Origin of the sequence: Streptomyces sp. NBC_01546 (assembly GCF_045208355.1) — a bacterium.
Lineage (GTDB): Bacteria > Actinomycetota > Actinomycetes > Streptomycetales > Streptomycetaceae > Streptomyces.
The window spans coordinates 3850080-3865517 of sequence record NZ_CP109379.1 but is presented as its reverse complement, the minus strand read 5'-3'; the positions used below and the strand labels follow the sequence as shown (position 1 = coordinate 3865517).

Genomic DNA, 15438 nt, shown 5'->3' with positions numbered 1-15438 from the left:
CACCAGGGGCCCGGCGCGCGCGAGCGTGCCGGGCCCCTCCGCGCGCCCCGAGCACACGAAGCATCGTAAATCCGTCCGAAAAGGCTCAGGAGCCCGTCTGCGCCGCCAACTCCCGTGCCGCCTCGGTCAGGTCCTTCGCCGTGTCGATCGCCCGCCAGTAGGCCCCCTGCGGCAGCGGAAAGCCCGCCAGCCGCCGCTCCCGCGCCAACCGCGGGAACGTCGTCCGCTCGTGATCCCCCAAATCCGGCAGCAGCGCCACGAATTCGGGCCCGAAGACATACACGCCCGCATTGACCGGATACGGCGACGGCGGAGCCTCGATGAAGTCCAGCACCTGCCCGAACTCGTTCGTCTCCACCACCCCCCACGGAATCCGCGGACGGGCCAGCGCCAGCGTCGCCACCGCACCGCGCTCCGTATGGAACGCAGCCATCTCCCGCAGCGAGAACCGCGTCCAGATGTCGCCGTTCGTCGCGTACCAGGACCCCGTCGGGTCCGGGAGATGACGCGCCGCGTACTTCAGACCGCCACCCCGCCCCAGCGGCTCCTCCTCCACCACCGTCGTCACCCGCAGCGGCAACTCCGCCTCCGCCAGCCACTCCTGAAGCACCCCGGCCAGATGCCCGCACGACACCACGACGTCCGTGACCCCCTCCGACGCCAGCCACGCCAGCTGATGCCCGATGATCGGCACCCCCGTCCCCGGAATCTCCACCATCGGCTTCGGACGGTCATCCGTATACGGCCGCAGCCGCGAACCCTGACCGCCCGCCAGGACAACGGCCTGGGTGGGGGCGGAAGAGAACGCGGCTGCGGGAGGCGGAGAGGAAGGGGCGGATCGGGAAGTGTCGGTCATGCAGGCCAGGGTAGGGACGCGACGCGCCTCAGCCCATGGAGGCGACACCGGACGCGTACGAGGTGTCGCACACCGGCCGGGCGAAGGACTGGGCCTTCGTCGGACCGTAGGCGTCCACCGCCGCCCGGCCCAGCGCCCGGGCGATCCCCACGCAGTGCGCGGCCAACGACGGCCGCTTGTCCACCTCCTGCTGGAGGTGCGTGAGGACATCACCCGGCTCCTTGCCCTGCTGGATCTCGCCGACGAGCGTGTCGCGCAGCACGTCGTGCGCCGCGGGCCGCGGCTTGGCGGGGACGGAGACGTCCTCGGCGGAGGCGGTCAGGACCTGGGACGAAGAAGTGTCCGCCCAGGGGACCATGGTGACCGCGAGGGTCCCGGACAGGACCAGGACGACGGGCAGGACCAGGGCGAGGGAACGGCCGATACGGCGGGCAGTGTGGGTCACGAGGGCGAGAGTAGCGCTCGGTGAAGATTTGGCGACATTTAGTCACCCTGTCGGGGGATGGTTCGACGTGGCTTTTCGAATTATGGGTTGACGGGTTGGGCCTGAATGGCCCGGTCTGCCAGGGTTCCTGCGCGGCAGCCCGACACGGAGAAGGGGCGCCCCCGACGGGGACGCCCCTCCAACACCCTGCCGCAGCCGACTAGTCGGAGAGACGCTCACCCGAAGAAGTCGAGAACACGTGGATCTCGCCGCCCCGCGGCACCACGTGCAGGCTCGAACCCTTCTCCGGCACCTGGCGGCCGTTCACACGGACCACGAGGTCCTGCGAACCCTCGGCCGACGTGGCCGACCCGTACACGTAACCGTCGGCACCCAGCTCCTCGACCACGTTCACGACGATCGTCAGACCGCCGCTCTCCGCGATGTCGAAGTGCTCCGGACGCACGCCCACCGTGACGGTACGGTCGCCCGCGTCGGCGGCGGCCGACAGCGCCTCACGCGACACCGGGACCACACTGTCGCCGAACTTCACACCGCCGTCGGTGATCGGGACCTCGACCAGGTTCATGGCCGGCGAACCGATGAAGCCCGCCACGAACAGGTTCGCCGGACGGTCGTACATGTTGCGCGGGGTGTCGACCTGCTGAAGCAGCCCGTCCTTCAGGACCGCCACCCGGTCGCCCATGGTCATGGCCTCGACCTGGTCGTGCGTGACGTAGACGGTGGTGATGCCCAGATCGCGCTGGAGCGCCGCGATCTGCGTACGGGTGGACACGCGGAGCTTGGCGTCGAGGTTCGACAGCGGCTCGTCCATGAGGAACACCTGCGGCTTGCGCACGATGGCACGGCCCATCGCCACCCGCTGGCGCTGACCACCGGAGAGCGCCTTCGGCTTGCGGTCGAGGTACTGGGTCAGGTCCAGCATCTTCGCCGCGTCCTCCACCTTCTTGCGGATGGTGGCCTTGTCCTCACCGGCGATCTTGAGCGCGAAGCCCATGTTGTCGGCGACGGACATGTGCGGGTACAGCGCGTAGTTCTGGAACACCATCGCGATGTCCCGGTCCTTGGGCGGCAGGTGCGTGACGTCGCGGTCACCGATGCGGATGGAACCGCCGTTGACGTCCTCCAGACCGGCGAGCATGCGCAGCGAGGTGGACTTGCCGCAGCCGGACGGACCGACGAGGACGAGGAACTCGCCGTCCTCGATCTCCAGCTCCAGCTGGTCGACGGCGGGCTTGTCCCCGCCGGGGTACAGACGGGTCGCCTTGTCGAAAGTGACAGAAGCCATGGTGATGAATCCCTTCTACCGGCAGGAACGTGCCGGACGATCCGAGTGGAAGGTCTAGTCCAGAAATCGAACTCCGCCCGACGCTACCCGCCGGCCCGCCTCCTGTCAGCACCCGCATCGACGTGACTTCGAACTCTGTGCGATCCGTCGGACCCTGCCGCCTGACGTCCGTCGGCAGAGCACCGCGCTTTTGACCTGCGGCCGGCAGAGCGACAGGCTTTTGACCTTGGCTCTGTTGCGCCTCACCACCCTCACGAGCAGTGGTTCCTGCTTCGACGCCCGTTGCCGGCCCGGCATGACCCTGGGGGTCGCACCTGGCCGGTCTTACGCGGGCTCCACAGGCATTGCGGCCGACGGCCCGTCGGTCCGTACTGCGGTTGGCTACGCGGCCGGTACGAGATCCACCAGCTCCGAAGCCCTGATCACACTCGGCGGCACCCGACCCGGCGGCAGCCCGGCGGCCACGGTCCAGTACAGCCGCATCCCCTCGTCCCGGAGGTTCACCGCCGCGTTCTCGTCGCGGTCGTGCACCGTCCCGCACTCCGCGCAGGTCCACTCGCGGATCGAGACGTCGAGCCGCGGGCCCTTCGTATGGCAGGCCGAGCAGCGCCGGGTCGACGGGAAGAACCGGTCCACGATCACCAGAGTCCGCCCGTACCACGCGCACTTGTAGCGGAGCTGGCGCAGCAGCTCACCCCACGCCGCGTCCAGGATGGACCGGTTCAGCGCCGCCTTGCGCCGGCGGCCCTTCCCCGTCGCCGCACGCAGGAGGTTGGCGATCGGCAGGTCTTCCACCACGAGCACTTGGTTCTCGCGCACGAGGCGGGTCGTGAACCGGTCCAGCAGATCACGACGGACATCACCGATCGAGGCGTACAGGCGGGCGATACGCTCCCGCACCTTCCCCCGGTTCTTCGAGCCCTTCCGTTTCCTGTGCAGATCGCGCTGCAAGGAGGCGAGCTGTTTCTCGTATTTCTTCAGCAGCCGCGGATGCGGCAGCTTCTCCCCGTCGTCGAGCGTCACCAGCGTCGCGAGTCCGAGGTCCAGGCCCACTGCCTTCGGCTCGCGGCTGCCGGAGAGGAACGCCTCGGGGAGCGGCGCGATCACTTCCTCCACCAGTACGGAGAGGAAGAACCGGCCGGCGCGGTCCCGGGTCACCGTCAGCTTCACCGGCAACTGCCCCGGTGGAAGCGCACGCGACCAGCACACATCCAGCGGCGTGCTCTGCTTGGCGAGGGTGACCGAGGCCGTACCCGGACGTTCGGCGTTCTCGACCCACCGGAAGCCGGTGCGGACGTACGTCGCCGAGTCGCGGGAGCGGTGCTTCGACTTCCGCTGCGGGTACTTCGCCGATCCCTTGAAGAATTTGGAGAACGCGGAGTCGAGGTGCCGTAACGACTGCTGGAGGACCGTGGAAGAGGCTTCCCCCAGCCAGGCCGTCTCCGGTATCCGCTTCCATCCGGTCAGGGCCCGGCAGGTCTCGGCGAAGCCCAGCGATACCCGGTGTTCCTCCCAGGCCTTCACCCGGAGGGCGAGGCCTTCGTTGTAGACCCAGCGGCAGGCGCCGAAGGTCTGGGTGAGCTGGGCGGCCTGGTCGGCGGTCGGATAGAAGCGGAAACGGTAGACGCGCTGCTGCGTGCCCGGCGCTCTGACCAGGCTCTTCAGTGGCGTGGCCGTACGGCCCTGGTGTTTGGTCCGGTCGCCCACTCCGAGGTGTTCGCGCTTGACCCGCCGGGCTTCCTCCCCCGTGACACGGTCCCCCATCGCCCCTCCCGCGATCTGATCTTCAGAACGGCACACCAGTCCGTACAGCGAACGTGTGCGTGGGTGGTTACGGGCGGCTCCAATGTGATGGCTTGGGGAATCGGCCGCTGTGTAGAGTGATGGCGGCTCCACGCGCGGTGGGATTGCGGGTGGGTTTTGTGCCGCCTTAGCTCAGTTGGTAGAGCGGGGCCCTTGTAATGCTCAGGTCATCGGTTCGATTCCGATAGGCGGCTCGAGAAGGCCAGGTCACACCAAGTGTGACCTGGCCTTTTGCGTTCGTCAGAGCCAGCCCAGGCGGACGGCTTCCATGCCGGCCTGGAAGCGGCTCTGGGCGTTGAGGCGCTTGAGGAGGGCCGCGCACTTCCTGACCGGATCCGGCGGCCGGGACCTGTGGTTCGAGGCGTTGTGCAAGGACCTGGCCCTGTGCGCGACGGAGTCCGTCCTCGATCGCATCGCGTGAACGCGGCGCGCGGAAGGCCCCGGGTGATCACCCGGGGCCTTCCGGCGTACTGATCAGTGGCGGCCCGAGATGCGGTCGGCCAGCCGGGCCAGCGGGGTCGTCGTCGGGGTGTGGCTGGCCGTTTCCTGGCGGTCCGCCCGACGGTAGGCGGCGTAGAGGGCCTGGACGCCGAGCCAGCGGAAGGGTTCCGGCTCCCAGCGGCGCACGCGGTGGTTGACCCAGGGCAGGGCGGTCAGTTCCGTGGTCTCGCCGAGGACCAGGTCGCGCAGGGTGCGGCCGGCGAGGTTGGCGGTGGCGACGCCGGAGCCGACGTAGCCGCCCGCCCAGCCGAGGCCGGTGCCGGCGTCCAGGGTGACGGTGGCGCACCAGTCGCGCGGGACGCCGAGGACACCCGACCAGGCGTGGGTGATCTCCGTACCGGTGAGGACCGGGAAGAAGGAGAAGAGCAGCTCGCGCAGGGAGTCGATGGTGGCCGGCTGGGTGCGCCCGTCGTTGTCCGTGCGCGAGCCGAAGCGGTACGGCACCCCGCGGCCGCCGATCGCGATGCGGCCGTCGGCGGTGCGCTGGGCGTACATGTAGGCGTGGGCCATGTCCCCCAGGAGCGTCGAGTCCGACCAGGACAGCTGCTGCCACGTGGACTCCGGGATCGGGGCCGTCACGATCATCGAGGAGTTCATCGGGAGCCACGAGCGCTTCTGGCCCTTGAGGGCGGCGGTGAAGCCCTCCGTGCAGCGCAGTACGTACGGGGCGCGGATGGTGCCGTAGGGGGTGACGGCCTTGCGCGGGGCGATCTCCGTGACGGGGGTGGACTCGTGGATCACCACGCCCAGCCGTTCGCAGGCCGCGGCCAGGCCCCTGGCCAGCTTCAGGGGGTGGATGCGGGCGCCGTGCGGGGTCCAGCTCGAGCCGACGGCGTCGGCGATGTCGATGCGGGCGCGGGTGGCGGTGGCGTCGTGCAGCTCGCGGTCGGTTTCGCCGAAGGCGAGTTCGGCGGCGTGGAAGGCCTTGAGGCGGGTGAGCTGGGCGGGGGTGCGGGCGACTTCGAGGACGCCGCCGCGGTGGATGTCGGCGTCGATCCCTTCCTTGGCCGCCACGTCGATGACCTCGGTGACCGTGTCGTTCATGGCCTGCTGGAGGCGCTGGGCGGCCTGGTGGCCGTGGAGCGCGGCGTAGCGGTCGCGGCCGGCGATGCCGTTGTAGAGCCAGCCGCCGTTGCGGCCGGAGGCTCCGTACCCGCAGAACTTCTGCTCCAGGACGGTCACGCGCAGGTCGGGGGCGGACGCCTTCAGGTAGTAGGCGGTCCACAGGCCCGTGTAGCCGCCGCCCACGATGACGACATCGGCCGTGGCGTCGGCGGTGAGGGGTGGGCGCGGTGGGGTGGTGGGGGCGGTGCGGTCGGTCGCGTACCAGAAGGAGATGCCGCCGTTGATCGTCATGGGGGAGTTGGTACACCTGGTTCCGGCGGCGCGTCCATGGACTGGTTGTCGTGCTTCGGGGGGTGATTCCAGGCCGGATGGCCGATGTGGGGACGGCGGCGGCGTCGTAGGGTCGGGCCGTGATGGACATCTCGGAGATTCCGGACGGTCTGGTCCGGGCGCAGATCAGGTGGAACGGCGAGGCGGGCCGGGAGTTCATCGCCGGGCTGCCGGCGCGGGCGGCCCGGTTCCTGGAGCGGTGGGAGCTGCGGCGTACGGGGCCGGTGATGCACGGGGTGACGGCGCTGGTGCTGCCGGTGGTGCGGGCCGACGGGAGTGCGGCGGCGCTGAAGCTCCAGCGGGTGGACGAGGAGAGCGCCGGGGAGCCGGTCGCGCTGCGCGCGTGGGGCGGGGAGGGCGCCGTGCGGCTGCTGGAGCACGACGCGGAGACGGGCACGCTGCTGCTGGAACGGCTGGACGAGGGGCGGCACTTGTCGGCGCTCGCGGAGCGGGATTCGCGCCGGGCGGTCCAGGTGGTCGCGGAGCTGCTGGCGCGGCTGACGGCGGTCCCGGCGCCGGCGGGGCTGCGCGGGCTCGGGGAGATGGCCGCCGGGATGCTGGACGACCTGCCGCAGGCGCTGGGTCGGCTGGCGGACGGGCGGGAGCGGCGGCTGCTCGGGCAGTGCGCGGCGGCGTTGGCGGAGGTCGCGGGGGAGCCGGGCGACCGGTTGCTGCACTGGGACCTGCACTACGACAACGTGCTGGCGGGGCGCCGGGAGCCGTGGCTGGCGATCGACCCGAAGCCGCTGTCGGGCGATCCGGGGTTCGAGCTGCTGCCGGCGATCGTGAACAACTTCCGTGTGCAGGAGGTGCGGTGGCGCTTCGACCTGCTGACGGAGGTGACGGGACTGGACCGGGACCGGGCGCGGGCGTGGACGCTGGGGCGGGTGGTGCAGAACTGTCTGTGGGACGTGGAGGAGGGGGAGGAGCGGCTGGGGGCGGAGCAGGTGGCGGTGGCGGAGGAACTGCTGGGCTCGCGCAGGACGCCCGTTTAGGGTGCGGGGCATGATCCGGAATGCTGAAGTCACCGATGTTCCCGTCATCCAGGCGATGATCCGCGAGCTCGCGGAGTACGAGAAGGTGCCGCACGAGGCGCGCGCGACCGAGGAGCAGCTGCGGGAGGCGCTGTTCGGGGAGCGGCCGGCGGCGTTCGCGCACATCGCGGAATCGGCGCAGGGCGAGGTCGTCGGCTTCTCGGTGTGGTTCCTCAACTTCTCGACGTGGCGTGGGGTGCACGGCATCTATCTGGAGGACTTGTACGTCCGCCCGGGTGCCCGTGGCGGCGGCTACGGCAAGGCCCTGCTGCGGGAGCTGGCGCGGATCTGTGTGGAGCGCGGCTACGGGCGGCTGGAGTGGTCGGTCCTGGACTGGAACACGCCGTCGATCGAGTTCTACGAATCCCTGGGCGCGCGCCCGCAGGACGAGTGGTCGGTCTACCGCTTGACGGACGGGGCATTGGCGGAGCTGGGGCGTTAGGGCGGCCGGTGGCGGCTTCGGCGATGCGCGGCGTTGTCAGTGGGCTGGGCCACGATGGGGTGATGGCGCGCAAAGGGCAGCAGGAGACGGTGAAGGCGGCGCGGCGGCCGGAGGTACGGCTGCCGGAGCTGTCGGTGTGGGAAGCGGGTGAGCTGGAACCGGACGGGGACTACGACGGGCTGGAGTTCGCGGACCTGGACCTGACGGGGCAGGAGGGGGTCGGGGCGCAGTTCATGGACTGCGCGGTGCGGCGGTGCGTGCTGGACGAGGCGGGGCTGCGCAAGGCGCGGTTCCTGGACTCGGTGCTGGAGGGGGTCCGGGGCGTGGGGACGGACCTGGCGGGGGCTTCGCTGCGGGACGTGGAGCTGGTGGACGCCCGGCTGGGCGGGGTGCAGCTGCACGGGGCGGTGCTGGAGCGGGTCCTCGTACGCGGCGGCAAGATCGACTACCTGAACCTGCGGCAGGCGCGGCTCAAGGACGTGGTCTTCGAGGGGTGCGTGCTGGTGGAGCCGGACTTCGGGGACGCCGTGCTGGAGCGGGTGGAGTTCCGGGACTGCGCGCTGCGGGGAGTGGACTTCGGCGGGGCGCGGATGACGGATGTGGATCTGCGCGCCGCGGGCGTACTGGAGATCGCACGCGGGCTGGACGCGCTGGCCGGGGCGGTGATCAGCCCGGTGCAGCTGTTCGACCTGGCGCCGGCGCTGGCGGCGCAGCTGGGGGTACGGGTGGTGGCCTGAGGCCACCCGCGGAAGGAGAAGGCCCCTAGGCGGGGACCCGGGGGAAGCGGGCCTGGAGGGTCCAGATGGCCGGGTTGTCGCCGAGGCCCTCGTGCATGTCGACGAGGTCCGCGATGAGGTCGTGCAGGAAGTCGCGGGCCTCGCGGCGCAGCAGGCGGTGGCTGAAGGTCAGCGGGTCCTCGTCGCCCGGCATCCAGTCGGCCTCGATGTCGACCCAGCCGAAGCGGCGCTCGAAGAGCATCCGGTCCGTGGATTCGGTGAAGTCGAGCTCGGCGTACTGGCGGTTGGCGGAGCGGTTGCCGCGCGGGTCCCGGTCGAGCTGTTCGACGATGTCGCACAGGGCCCAGGCGAAGTCCAGTACCGGCACCCATCCCCAGGCTGTGGACACTTCCCGGTCCTTGTCGGTGTCCGCGAGGTAGACGTCCCCGCAGAACAGGTCGTGCCGCAGGGTGTGGACGTCCGCCGAGCGGTAGTCGGTCTGCGGGGGGTCGGGGAAGCGCCGGGAGAGGGAGTAGCCGATGTCGAGCACGTACCCGATGGTGTCACGGCTTCGGCGCCGCCCCGCATCGAGGCGTCACGGCAGCAGGCGCTGCTCCTTGGCGACCGAGACGGCGCCGGCGCGGGTGTCGACGCCGAGCTTGTCGTAGATGCGGCCCAGGTGGGTCTTGACGGTGGCCTCGCTGATGAAGAGGGCGCGGGCGATGTCGCGGTTGCCGAGGCCGCGGGCCAGCTGGCCCAGGATGTCCAGCTCGCGGTCGGTCAGGGTGGGGCGGGTGCCCCGCATGTGGGCCATGACGCGGCTGGCCACGGGCGGGGAGAGGGTGGTGCGACCCTGGGCGGCCGAGTGGATGGCGGCGAAGAGCTCCTCGGGGCGTTCCGCCTTGAGGAGGTAGCCGGTCGCGCCCGCGCCGATGGCCCGGGTGATGTCCGCGTCGGTGTCGTACGTGGTGAGGACGAGGACGTGCGGCGGGCCGGGGAGGGCGGTGATGCGGCGGGTGGCCTCGACGCCGTCGATGCCCTCGCCCAGCTGGAGGTCCATGAGGACGACGTCGGGGCGGAGTTTGGCGGCCAGGGCGACGGCCTCCTCGCCGCTGCCCGCTTCACCGAGCACCTCGATGTCGGGTTCGCTGCCGAGCAGGGCCAGGAGCCCGGCACGGACCACCACGTGGTCGTCGCAGAGCAGGATCGTCGTCATCCGGTGGGCTCCAGGGGGATGGCCGCGGAGAGGACGGTGCCCTCGCCGGGGGTGGATTCGATGGTCAGGGTGCCGCCGAGCTGGCGGACGCGGGCCCGCATCGCCGGGAGGCCGTGCCCGCGTTCGGTGCGTTCGGCGGCGTCGTCGCGGGGCTCGGTGAAGCCGTGGCCGTCGTCGGCGATGTCGAGGACCACCTGGTCGCCCAGGAAGCTGAGGGTGAGTGCGGCCGTCCGGGCGCCGGAGTGTTCGCGGACGTTGGCCAGTGCGCCCTGGGCTATGCGCAGCAGGGCGGACTGGACGCGGTCGGGGAGCGGGGCGGGGGCGCCTTCGAGGTGGAAGCGCACGTCGACGTCCGGGCCGGCGTCCAGGGCGCGCAGGGCGTCGGCGAGGCCGGCGCCGTCGGCGAGCTCGGCCGGGGCCAGGTCGTGGACCAGGCGGCGGGCCTCGGCGAGGCCGCGCGCCGCGATGCCGGTGGCGGTACGGACGTGCGCGCGGGCGGTGCCGGGGTCGGTGTCCCAGGTGCGGTCGGCGGCCTGGAGGAGCATCTGCTGGCTGGAGAGGTTCTGGGCGAGGGTGTCGTGGATCTCCATGGACAGCCGCTGGCGTTCGGCGAGGGTGCCTTCGCGGCGTTCGGTGGCGGCCAGCTCCCGGCGGGTGCGGATCAGGTCGTCGATCAGTGCGCGCTGGGCCTGGGCCTGGCGCTCCATGTGGACGAAGACGGCGGTGGCGAGGGCGGCGACGGCCGGCGGCGCGAGCAGCAGGTTGGGGTCGAACTCCTTGGACAGTTTCAGCTGGGCGACGACCACGAGGCCCGTGAGGAGGGCGACGAGGACGATCGCGGCGCGCGGGGGGAGGGTGCGCAGGGCGGTGAAGAAGAGCGGAACGGCGCACCAGGCGAAGCTCGGCGCGAGGACGACGAGGACCACCCAGGTCGTGACGACCAGGCCGAGCCAGAGGCGGCGGCGCGCGGTGGGGGCGGCGCCGAGGGCGGGGCCGAGTACGTAGAGCAGTGCCAGGGCGATGCTGAGGGCGATGACCCACGGGGTGCGGGGCTCGCCGGGATGGCGCAGCAGGAAGCGGGCCACCGAGGCGCCGAGGAGGAGGAAGAACGCCGTGTGCATGACGGTGGCCAGCGTGCGGGTGTCCGGTTTCCGCGGGGGCTGGCTCACGGGGTGCTCCTGGGGTGGGGGGCGTGCGTCCATTGTCGGCCGAGGCACCGCGGTCGGCGCCGCTGCCGGGGCCGCGCCCTGGGCTGACCAGCCAATACGAACGACGGCCGCGGGCGCATCGACCGATCGGATGACCCCCGGGTCAGCCGGTCCGGTAGGTGGTCGGAGCCGGTACGGGGACGGGGCGGCGGGGGGTTTCGGCCCAGGCTTGGTGATGTCACCGCCTCACCGTTGTCAGGAGCAGAGATGAAGACCCGCACCCGCGTTCTCACCGGTACCGCCCTCGCCGTCGCGCTCGGCGCCGGGGCCTTCGGCGCCGTCAGCGCCAGCGCCACCACGAACACCGGCACGGCCGCCGTCTCTGCGAAGAAGCAGGAGACGGACGACAAGAACTTCACCACCTCGACCCACCTCACCATCGACGCCGCCACCCGCGCCGCCACGGCCGCGCTCGAGGCCGCGCAGAAGGAGAACCAGAAGGTGACGGTCGCGGTCGTGGACCGCAACGGCAACACCATCGTCACCCTGCGCGGCGACGGCGCGGGCCCGCAGTCCTACGAGTCGGCGCAGCGCAAGGCCTTCACCGCCGTGTCCTGGAACGCCCCGACCTCGGTGCTCGTGGGCCGCCTCGCCCAGACCCCGAACCTGAAGGACATCCCCGGCACCCTGTTCCTCGGCGGCGGCACCCCGGTCCAGGCGAACGGCGCCCCGGTCGCCGGTATCGGTGTGGCCGGCGCCCCGAGCGGTGACCTGGACGAGAAGTTCGCCAAGGCCGGAGTCGACGCGCTCGCCAAGTAGTCCGCCGGCCGGCACGACCTAGGATCGAGCGCGTGGAACACCGTGCGCTCTCCCGCCTCGCCGCCCCTGCCGTTGCCGCCCTGCTCGCCCTCACCACGGCGTGTACGGGCGGCACCGTGCACGGGCGGCCGGGTGCGTCGGGGCTGCGCGATCCGTACTTCCCCAAGGCGGGCAACGGCGGTTATCAGGTCGAGCACTACGAGCTGGACCTGGATTACGACCCCGGCGACGGCCTGCTGCACGGCACGGCGGTGATCACCGCCCGCGCCGAGCAGGGGCTGAGCTCCTTCAACCTCGACCTCAGCGGCCTGAAGGTCGAGGGTGTGACGGTGCAGGGCGCCGGGGCCCGGTACAACCGGACCGGCAACGAGCTGACCGTGCGTCCGGCCGAGGATCTGGAGAAGGGCGAGGTCTTCGTCACGGAGGTCGACTACTCCGGCCGGCCGAAGGCCCTCACGGACGCGGACGGCGCCAAGGAGGGCTGGATCACCACCGAGGACGGTGCGGTGGGCGTCGGCGAGCCGGTGGGGTCGATGACCTGGTTCCCGGGCAACCACCACCCCAGCGACAAGGCCACCTACGACATCACGATCACCGTGCCGAAGGGCTACGAGGCCGTGTCGAACGGCGAGTTGCGCGCCCGGACCACGCAGGCCGACGGGCGCACCGCGTTCGCGTGGCACAGTCCGGAGCCGATGGCGAGCTATCTGGCGACCGCGGTCGTCGGCAAGTACCGGGTGGCGACCGGGCGGACCCCGTCTGGGGTGGCCCTGTACGACGCGGTGGCGCCCGGGGAGGCGGCGGCGAGCGCGGGGGACCTCGCGCGGCTGCCGGAGATGGTGGAGTGGGGTGCCGGCCGCTTCGGCCCGTACCCCTTCAGCACCGCGGGGGCGATCGTGCTGCCCGCCGGGACCCTCGCGTACGCGCTGGAGACGCAGACCAGGCCGGTCTTCTCCGGCGCGCCGGGCAGCGAGGATCTCGTGCTGCACGAGCTCGCCCACCAGTGGTTCGGCAACTCGGTGTCGCCGAAGTCCTGGAAGGACATGTGGCTCAACGAGGGCTTCGCGACGTACGCGGAGTGGCTGTGGGCCGAGGACCACGGCGGGGTCACCGCGCAGAAGCGCTTCGAGGCGTTCCTGGCCGGTGACACCGAGGTCGATGAGGGGGCTGACTCCGACTGGGACGCCTTCCCGCCGGCCGCCCCGCCCGGTCCCGAGCACATTTCCGGGAACCCGGTGTACTTCCGCGGTGCGATGGTGCTGCACCGGATCCGTCAGGAGGTCGGCGACGAGAAGTTCTTCGCCCTGGTGCGCGGCTGGGCCGCCGAGCACCGGCACGGGAACGCGAGTACGGCCGACTTCACCGCGTACGCGGAGCGGCAGACGGGCCACGACCTGAAGAAGGTCTGGGACGTGTGGCTGTACGGGAAGGACAGCCCCCGCTAAGGCAGTTCGGCAGTGAGGGGTTTGCGCAGCACGGTGCACTCGCGGCCCAGCTCGCGGTCCCTGGCCCGGCGCAGGAACCCGTAGCCCTGGGACTGCCAGAACGCGAGGGCCTTGGGGTTGTTCGCCAGTACGGCCAGGCGTACGCCCGTCCGTCCCGCGGCCCGGAAGTGGTCCTCGACCAGGGTGGCCACGGCGCGGCCGTATCCCTCGCGGTGCGCGGTGGCGTCGATGAGCAGCAGCCCGATCCACGGGTCCGGGTCCTCGGAGGCCGGGTCGGGGTGGTGGGCCAGGGTGGTGGCCATGCCGACGAGCCGGCCTGCGGAGCGGGCGAGGAGGACCTCGGCGCCGTCATGGGCGAGTTCGTCGGCGAGGGCGGCCGCGACCTGTTCGACCGTGATGCGGCCCGGGTCGGGGAAGTCGCCGCTGAGTTCGAAGAACGCGTGGTTCGTCGCGTACAGGGCGGCGATCTCGGTGAGGACCGGACCGGGCAGGTCGCCGTCCACGGGGACGAGCGGTTGAAGGATCACCTGCTGAACGGTAGCGAAGTCCCCTCCCCGGACGGCCGGGAGGGGGCTTCGCCGTAAATCCGCCGGTCTTAGACGTTGACGCCGAAGTCCTGGGCGATGCCGGTGAGGCCGGAGGCGTAGCCCTGGCCGACCGCGCGGAACTTCCACTCGGCACCGTTGCGGTACAGCTCGCCGAAGACCATGGCGGTCTCGGTCGCCGCGTCCTCGGAGAGGTCGTAGCGGGCGATCTCGGCGCCGCCGGCCTGGTTCACGACGCGGATGTACGCGTTGCGGACCTGGCCGAAGTTCTGGCTGCGGGCCTCGGCGTCGTAGATGGAGACCGGGAAGACGATCTTGTCCACGTCGGCGGGGAGACCGGCGAGGTTGACGTTGATGGCCTCGTCGTCGCCCGCGCCCTCGCCGGTGCGGTTGTCACCGGTGTGGACGATGGTCTGGTCCGGGGTGGACTTGTTGTTGAAGAAGACGAAGTGGCCGTCCGAGACGACCTTGCCGGTCGGGTTGACCGCGATGGCCGAGGCGTCGAGGTCGAAGTCGACACCGGTGGTCGTACGGACGTCCCAGCCGAGGCCGACCGTGACGGCAGCGAGGCCGGGGGCCTCCTTCGTGAGCGAGACGTTGCCGCCCTTGGACAGGCTTACAGCCATGGGAATGTCCCTTTCCTCATCCGACATGCACGTACAGGCGGTCAAATTACCGCTCACCCCTCTAACGCCACGAGGGGGCGGTCAGGTTCCCATGTGAAATCGGCCCCGGGTGAAATGCGGGTGACGTGGCGGGGGCGGGCACGGATCATAGGGGGCATGCCTGGTCCTTATGTCATCCGCGGTTCGGTCGTGCTCCCCGAGGGCGAGCTCGCCTGGCGTTTCTCGCGGTCCTCCGGACCGGGCGGCCAGCACGTGAACACCTCGGACTCCCGCGTGGAGCTGCTCTTCGACGTGGCGGCGACGAACGCGCTGCCCGAGGTGTGGAAGGCGCGGGCGCTGGAGCGGCTCGCCTCGCGCCTGGTCGACGGGGTGGTGACCGTACGGGCCTCCGAGCACCGCTCGCAGTTCCGCAACCGGGAGATGGCGCTGGTCCGGCTGGCTTCGCTGCTGGCCGAGGCGACGGCCCCGCCGCCGAAGCCGCGCCGGGCGACGAAGATCCCGCGGGGGATCAACGAGCGGCGGCTGCGCGAGAAGAAGGCGCGCGCCGAGACCAAGCGCGGCCGCACCGGCCGAGACTGGTAGCACTTCCCCGGCCGGGATTACTGGCCCAGGTGGCGGTAGCGGCCCCGGAAGTACGTCAGCGGCTGCCCGTCGGGGGAGGGCAGGGCGGCGGTCAGGACGCGGCCGATCACCAGTGTGTGGTCGCCCGCCTCGACGCGGTTCTCCGTACGGCATTCGAGGGTGGCCAGGGCGCCGCTCAGCAGCGGGGCGCCGGAGGCCTCGCCGCGTGTGCAGGGGAGGTCGGCGAAGAGCAGCCGGTCGCTGATCCGGCCCTTCATGGCGAACCGGCCGGCGATCTGGAGCTGGTGGTCGGCGAGGAGCGAGACCGCCCACAGCGGCTGCTCCGCCAGCAGGTCGTCCATCCGCGAGCCCTCGCGCACGCTCACCAGCACCAGGGGCGGATCCAGGGACACGGACAGGAAAGCGGTCGCCGTCATGCCGACGTCCTCGCCGCGCGGGCCGTCCGCCGCCAGAGGGGTTTCGCGCGCGGTGATCAGGCACACGCCCGCCGCCAGCCGGGACATGGCGGCCCGGAACTCTTCGTTGCTCACTCCCTCAGCATGGGGGCTGGCATGGGGCACGGTGGTTACGGGGGTCG

18 protein-coding genes and 1 tRNA gene are annotated in these 15438 nt (G+C 71.3%); 8 read left to right on the top strand and 11 right to left on the bottom strand.

Annotation, left to right across the window (positions count from 1 at the left end; all coding sequences use genetic code 11):
- Positions 1-85: 85 nt before the first annotated feature.
- From OHA89_RS17570 to OHA89_RS17555, 4 genes are all read right to left on the bottom strand, one after another.
- Entirely contained in the window at positions 86-856 is a 771-nt protein-coding gene (locus OHA89_RS17570) for an NDP-sugar synthase (protein ID WP_406366587.1), read from the bottom strand.
- 28 nt (positions 857-884) lie between these two features.
- Positions 885-1301: a hypothetical protein gene (locus OHA89_RS17565; protein WP_215139621.1), complete on the bottom strand. Its 417-nt coding sequence runs from the start codon at positions 1299-1301 to the stop codon at positions 885-887.
- Between the two features lie 199 nt (positions 1302-1500).
- The gene (locus OHA89_RS17560; RefSeq protein WP_266608578.1) at positions 1501-2589 is read right to left on the bottom strand and encodes an ABC transporter ATP-binding protein; all 1089 of its coding nucleotides are present in this window, start codon (positions 2587-2589) and stop codon (positions 1501-1503) included.
- A gap of 381 nt (positions 2590-2970) precedes the next feature.
- Positions 2971-4353: an RNA-guided endonuclease InsQ/TnpB family protein gene (locus OHA89_RS17555; RefSeq protein WP_406366584.1), complete on the bottom strand. Its 1383-nt coding sequence runs from the start codon at positions 4351-4353 to the stop codon at positions 2971-2973.
- A 160-nt stretch (positions 4354-4513) separates the two neighbouring features.
- On the opposite strand from OHA89_RS17555, the gene OHA89_RS17550 reads away from it, so the two are divergent.
- Positions 4514-4586: transfer RNA gene (locus OHA89_RS17550), tRNA-Thr, on the top strand.
- 74 nt (positions 4587-4660) lie between these two features.
- Entirely contained in the window at positions 4661-4813 is a 153-nt protein-coding gene (locus OHA89_RS17545) for a hypothetical protein (RefSeq protein WP_266608574.1), read from the top strand.
- Positions 4814-4866: 53 nt separating this feature from the next.
- Here OHA89_RS17545 and OHA89_RS17540 read toward each other — a convergent pair whose 3' ends face one another.
- Positions 4867-6249 (bottom strand): NAD(P)/FAD-dependent oxidoreductase, encoded by a 1383-nt coding sequence (locus tag OHA89_RS17540; RefSeq protein ID WP_406366583.1) that lies wholly within the window; start codon positions 6247-6249, stop codon positions 4867-4869.
- A gap of 122 nt (positions 6250-6371) precedes the next feature.
- Between OHA89_RS17540 and OHA89_RS17535 the strand changes: the two genes are divergently transcribed.
- From OHA89_RS17535 to OHA89_RS17525, 3 genes are all read left to right on the top strand, one after another.
- On the top strand, positions 6372-7283 hold the full coding sequence (locus tag OHA89_RS17535) for an aminoglycoside phosphotransferase family protein (RefSeq protein ID WP_266612303.1): 912 nt from the start codon (positions 6372-6374) through the stop codon (positions 7281-7283).
- Positions 7284-7293: 10 nt separating this feature from the next.
- The gene (locus OHA89_RS17530; protein WP_266608570.1) at positions 7294-7764 is read left to right on the top strand and encodes a GNAT family N-acetyltransferase; all 471 of its coding nucleotides are present in this window, start codon (positions 7294-7296) and stop codon (positions 7762-7764) included.
- 62 nt (positions 7765-7826) lie between these two features.
- A complete protein-coding gene (locus OHA89_RS17525; RefSeq protein ID WP_266608568.1) occupies positions 7827-8501 on the top strand; it encodes a pentapeptide repeat-containing protein in 675 nt (224 codons plus the stop codon).
- A gap of 25 nt (positions 8502-8526) precedes the next feature.
- Here OHA89_RS17525 and OHA89_RS17520 read toward each other — a convergent pair whose 3' ends face one another.
- From OHA89_RS17520 to OHA89_RS17510, 3 genes are read right to left on the bottom strand one after another with little or no spacing between them, the layout of a single operon-like run.
- Complete coding sequence (locus OHA89_RS17520; RefSeq protein WP_257555096.1) at positions 8527-9030, bottom strand: hypothetical protein; 504 nt, start codon at positions 9028-9030, stop codon at positions 8527-8529.
- A gap of 45 nt (positions 9031-9075) precedes the next feature.
- Positions 9076-9696 (bottom strand): response regulator transcription factor, encoded by a 621-nt coding sequence (locus OHA89_RS17515; protein ID WP_215139612.1) that lies wholly within the window; start codon positions 9694-9696, stop codon positions 9076-9078.
- Positions 9693-10898: a sensor histidine kinase gene (locus OHA89_RS17510; protein WP_406366582.1), complete on the bottom strand. Its 1206-nt coding sequence runs from the start codon at positions 10896-10898 to the stop codon at positions 9693-9695. The genes OHA89_RS17515 and OHA89_RS17510 overlap by 4 nt, the downstream gene beginning before the upstream one ends.
- Before the next feature lie 213 nt (positions 10899-11111).
- Between OHA89_RS17510 and OHA89_RS17505 the strand changes: the two genes are divergently transcribed.
- Both OHA89_RS17505 and OHA89_RS17500 read left to right on the top strand, forming a co-directional pair.
- On the top strand, positions 11112-11663 hold the full coding sequence (locus OHA89_RS17505; RefSeq protein ID WP_266608565.1) for a heme-binding protein: 552 nt from the start codon (positions 11112-11114) through the stop codon (positions 11661-11663).
- Positions 11664-11695: 32 nt separating this feature from the next.
- Positions 11696-13108 carry a M1 family metallopeptidase gene (locus tag OHA89_RS17500; protein WP_406366580.1) on the top strand — a complete coding sequence of 471 codons (1413 nt, stop codon included), beginning with the start codon at positions 11696-11698 and terminating at the stop codon, positions 13106-13108.
- Here the strand turns inward: OHA89_RS17500 and OHA89_RS17495 are convergent.
- A complete protein-coding gene (locus tag OHA89_RS17495) occupies positions 13105-13635 on the bottom strand; it encodes a GNAT family N-acetyltransferase (RefSeq protein ID WP_266608561.1) in 531 nt (176 codons plus the stop codon). The two genes, OHA89_RS17500 and OHA89_RS17495, sit on opposite strands and share 4 nt — an antisense overlap.
- Before the next feature lie 68 nt (positions 13636-13703).
- Positions 13704-14279, bottom strand: a complete 576-nt coding sequence (locus tag OHA89_RS17490; RefSeq protein ID WP_030718836.1) for a TerD family protein — start codon at positions 14277-14279, stop codon at positions 13704-13706.
- A gap of 156 nt (positions 14280-14435) precedes the next feature.
- Here OHA89_RS17490 and arfB point away from each other — a divergent pair, with 156 nt between their 5' ends.
- Positions 14436-14861 carry an alternative ribosome rescue aminoacyl-tRNA hydrolase ArfB gene (gene arfB, locus OHA89_RS17485; RefSeq protein ID WP_215139607.1) on the top strand — a complete coding sequence of 142 codons (426 nt, stop codon included), beginning with the start codon at positions 14436-14438 and terminating at the stop codon, positions 14859-14861.
- A 17-nt stretch (positions 14862-14878) separates the two neighbouring features.
- Here the strand turns inward: arfB and OHA89_RS17480 are convergent, their stop codons facing one another.
- Positions 14879-15364, bottom strand: coding sequence for a flavin reductase family protein (locus tag OHA89_RS17480; RefSeq protein ID WP_406368523.1), 486 nt, complete (start codon positions 15362-15364; stop codon positions 14879-14881).
- Positions 15365-15438: the final 74 nt, after the last annotated feature.

Bases quoted from the DNA above. Each gene is read 5' to 3' on its own strand.
- OHA89_RS17515 (WP_215139612.1), bottom strand. From the start codon at position 9,696: ATGACGACGATCCTGCTCTGCGACGACCACGTGGTGGTCCGTGCCGGG.
- OHA89_RS17560 (WP_266608578.1), bottom strand. From the start codon at position 2,589: ATGGCTTCTGTCACTTTCGACAAGGCGACCCGTCTGTACCCCGGCGGG.
- arfB (WP_215139607.1), top strand. From the start codon at position 14,436: ATGCCTGGTCCTTATGTCATCCGCGGTTCGGTCGTGCTCCCCGAGGGC.
- OHA89_RS17530 (WP_266608570.1), top strand. From the start codon at position 7,294: ATGATCCGGAATGCTGAAGTCACCGATGTTCCCGTCATCCAGGCGATG.
- OHA89_RS17540 (WP_406366583.1), bottom strand. From the start codon at position 6,249: ATGACGATCAACGGCGGCATCTCCTTCTGGTACGCGACCGACCGCACC.
- OHA89_RS17505 (WP_266608565.1), top strand. From the start codon at position 11,112: ATGAAGACCCGCACCCGCGTTCTCACCGGTACCGCCCTCGCCGTCGCG.
- OHA89_RS17480 (WP_406368523.1), bottom strand. From the start codon at position 15,364: ATGTCCCGGCTGGCGGCGGGCGTGTGCCTGATCACCGCGCGCGAAACC.
- OHA89_RS17510 (WP_406366582.1), bottom strand. From the start codon at position 10,898: ATGGACGCACGCCCCCCACCCCAGGAGCACCCCGTGAGCCAGCCCCCG.
- OHA89_RS17525 (WP_266608568.1), top strand. From the start codon at position 7,827: ATGGCGCGCAAAGGGCAGCAGGAGACGGTGAAGGCGGCGCGGCGGCCG.
- OHA89_RS17490 (WP_030718836.1), bottom strand. From the start codon at position 14,279: ATGGCTGTAAGCCTGTCCAAGGGCGGCAACGTCTCGCTCACGAAGGAG.
- OHA89_RS17555 (WP_406366584.1), bottom strand. From the start codon at position 4,353: ATGGGGGACCGTGTCACGGGGGAGGAAGCCCGGCGGGTCAAGCGCGAA.
- OHA89_RS17545 (WP_266608574.1), top strand. From the start codon at position 4,661: ATGCCGGCCTGGAAGCGGCTCTGGGCGTTGAGGCGCTTGAGGAGGGCC.
- OHA89_RS17570 (WP_406366587.1), bottom strand. From the start codon at position 856: ATGACCGACACTTCCCGATCCGCCCCTTCCTCTCCGCCTCCCGCAGCC.
- OHA89_RS17535 (WP_266612303.1), top strand. From the start codon at position 6,372: ATGGACATCTCGGAGATTCCGGACGGTCTGGTCCGGGCGCAGATCAGG.